Consider the following 2,840-nt stretch of genomic DNA (forward strand, 5'->3'; position numbering starts at 1 on the left):
TCCGTCAGCTTCGCTGCCACCTCCCCCTGGCGGGGGAGGATCTAGCTCAGGCGGCGATCGGGAAGCGGAGCAGCCTTTGCTCCACCGGCACCAGCGCTTCCGCGCCGCGGCCGACCGCCTTGGTCAGCGCGGGGTGGTCGACGTCGAGCCCGCCGGTCAGCGCGCCGAAGGCCGGCAGCACGATCTTGCGCGCGGTCGCGACGAAACAGCGTCGCGCTACCTTCTTGCCCCGCACATGGATGCGCAGCTTGGGATGGAAATGACCGGACAGCTCGGGCCGCGTCTCGTCGGGATCGGCCTCGTGGCGGAGGATCAGGCCGTCGACCTCCGCCTCGTCCGCGGTCTCGCCGCCGCAGCGGTCCTTGATGTCGGGATCGTGGTTGCCGGTGATCCACGTCCAGCGTAGCCCCTCGGTCAGCGCGCGCAGCCGGATCTGCGCTTCCTGCGGCAGCCGCTCGCAGCCGTCGCTGTCGTGGAAACTGTCGCCGAGGCACCATAACTCCTCCGCGCCGGTCGCCTGCACCAGCCTCGCGAGGTCGGCGAGCGTCGCGAGCGAGTCATAGGGCGGCAGCATCTGGCCGCGCGCGGCATACCAGCTCGCCTTCTCGAAATGCAGGTCGGCGACGAGCAGCGCGCGCCGCGCCGGCCACAGCAACGCCCCCTCGGGCAGGGCATAAAGCGCGTGACCACCGAACGAAAAGGGAACCATGGCCCCGCCTTGCCCGCAAAGGGACGGGCGATCAAGCGCTTGTGCCGCCACGCGCAAATCCGCTTGCGCGGCCGGCCAATCGGCGTAAAGCGCGCCGTCCTTCCGCCGGAAGGCTTTTGTCAGGGGTAGTCGCGCGCATGTCGCTCGCCGTCGAAGCACCCGCTTCCCATCAACCGTCCCACCCCGCATTGATCGGCCTGACCATCGGCGCGATCGGCGTCGTGTTCGGCGATATCGGCACCAGCCCGCTCTACGCATTCCGCGAGGCGTTGCAGCAGTCCGCCGCCGACGGGATCGACCCCAGCGAGATCCTCGGCGTGCTCAGCCTCGCGCTATGGACGCTGACGCTGATCGTCACGGTCAAATACGTGCTGTTCCTGATGCGCGCCGACAATCACGGCGAGGGCGGTGTGCTCGCGCTGGCGGCGCTGGCGCGGCGCTCGCTCGGGATGCGCAGCCGGGTTGCCCTGGTGCTCGGCGCGGCGGGGGCGGCGCTGTTCTATGGCGATGCGATCATTACGCCGTCGCTGTCGGTGCTGTCGGCGATGGAGGGGCTGCGGACGATCCCCAGCGCCGCCAAATTCTTCGACGAAGGCACGATCCGCGCGCTGACGATCGCGATCCTCGTCGCGCTGTTCTTCATCCAGCGGCGCGGCACGGCGATCGTCGCCAAGCTCTTCGGTCCGGTCTGCATTCTCTGGTTCCTGACGATCGGCGGCCTCGGCATCTGGCATATCGCCGACGAACCCTCGATCTTCCGCGTGCTGCTGCCGCATTACGGCATCCGCTTCCTCGCGACGCACGGCACGGTCGGGCTGTTCGTGCTCGGCGCGGTGTTCCTCACCGTCACCGGTGCCGAGGCGCTGACCGCGGATATGGGCCATTTCGGCAAGAAGCCGATCCGCATCGCCTGGCTGATCCTCGTCTTCCCCGCGCTGATGCTCAACTATCTCGGGCAGGGGGCGTTCGCGCTGTCGCATCTCGAGGCGGCGCAGGCGGCGGGGACCGCGTTCAAGAACCAGGACTGGTTCTTCCTGATGGCGCCCGAATCGGTGCGCGGGCCGCTGATCGTGCTCGCCGGCTTCGCCACCGTCATCGCCAGCCAGGCGGTGATCACCGGCGCCTTCTCGCTGACCCAGCAGGCGGTGCAGCTCGGTCTGCTGCCGCGGATGAAGCTGCGCCAGACCTCGGCCGATTTCGCCGGGCAGATCTATCTGCCGGCGATCAACTGGCTGCTGCTGGTCGGCGTGCTGGTGCTGATCATCCAGTTCAAGACCTCGTCGGCGATGGCCGCCGCTTATGGCATCGCGGTGACCGGGACGATGGTGGTGACGACCTTGCTCGGCTATCTCGTCGCGCGGCACGTCTGGCACTGGAAGCGGGCGTGGGCGCTGGCGGCGATCCTGCCGTTCCTGTGCCTCGACCTCGTCTTCTTCGGCGCCAACATCCTGCGCGTCGTCGAGGGCGGCTGGGTACCGCTGGTGATCGCGGCGAGCATCGGCCTGCTGATCTACACCTGGGTGCGCGGCAAGGGCATCGTCCGCGCGTTCGAGGCGCGGCAGAGCATCCCGCTCGCCGACCTCGCCGCCGCGCTCGCCAAGCGGCCGCCCGAGCGCGTACCGGGTACCGCAGTGTTCCTCACCGCCAACCCGCGCTCGGCGCCCGGCGCGCTGCTCCACAATCTCAAGCACAACAAGGTGCTGCACGAGCGCAATCTGGTGGTCAGCATCCGCACCACCGATCGGCCGGTGGTCGACGCCGAGCATCGCCGCACCAGCGAGCGGCTCGACGACAATTTCGAGATCGTCGTGCTCAATTACGGCTTCATGGAATCGCCCGACGTGCCCGCCGATCTCGGCGTCGGCGGCAAGACCGAGATGCGCAGCCTCGACGCGATGAAGACCAGCTTCTTCATCGGCCGCAACACGCTCAAGCCCGAGGCGGATGTCGGCATGCCCTTGTGGCAGGACCGCATCTTCATGTTCATGCAGCGCAATGCCGCCGACCCGACGGAATTCCTGAAGATCCCGCCGGGCAAGGTGCTGGAGCTGGGCGAGCAGGTGACGGTGTAGATCATTCCTCCCCCGCCAGGGGGAGGTGGCACCGCGAAGCGGTGACGGAGGGGGAGGAC

2 protein-coding genes are annotated in these 2,840 nt (G+C 68.4%); one reads left to right on the forward strand and one right to left on the reverse strand.

The window, feature by feature from the left end:
- Positions 1–46 precede the first annotated feature (46 nt).
- Positions 47–709: a ligase-associated DNA damage response endonuclease PdeM gene (gene pdeM, locus FFS23_RS19825; protein ID WP_038661653.1), complete on the reverse strand. Its 663-nt coding sequence runs from the start codon at positions 707–709 to the stop codon at positions 47–49.
- 137 nt (positions 710–846) lie between these two features.
- On the opposite strand from pdeM, the gene FFS23_RS19830 reads away from it, so the two are divergent.
- Complete coding sequence (locus FFS23_RS19830; RefSeq protein WP_137899950.1) at positions 847–2,781, forward strand: potassium transporter Kup; 1,935 nt, start codon at positions 847–849, stop codon at positions 2,779–2,781.
- The last annotated feature ends 59 nt before the right edge of the window (positions 2,782–2,840 follow it).

Source organism: Sphingomonas sp. 2SG (genome assembly GCF_005503285.1).
In the GTDB taxonomy this organism is placed as follows: domain Bacteria; phylum Pseudomonadota; class Alphaproteobacteria; order Sphingomonadales; family Sphingomonadaceae; genus Sphingomonas; species Sphingomonas taxi.

What these genes read in the sequence shown, in the direction of transcription:
- pdeM (WP_038661653.1), bottom strand. Translation starts at nt 709, where the DNA reads ATGGTTCCCTTTTCGTTCGGTGGTCACGCGCTTTATGCCCTGCCCGAG.
- FFS23_RS19830 (WP_137899950.1), top strand. Translation starts at nt 847, where the DNA reads ATGTCGCTCGCCGTCGAAGCACCCGCTTCCCATCAACCGTCCCACCCC.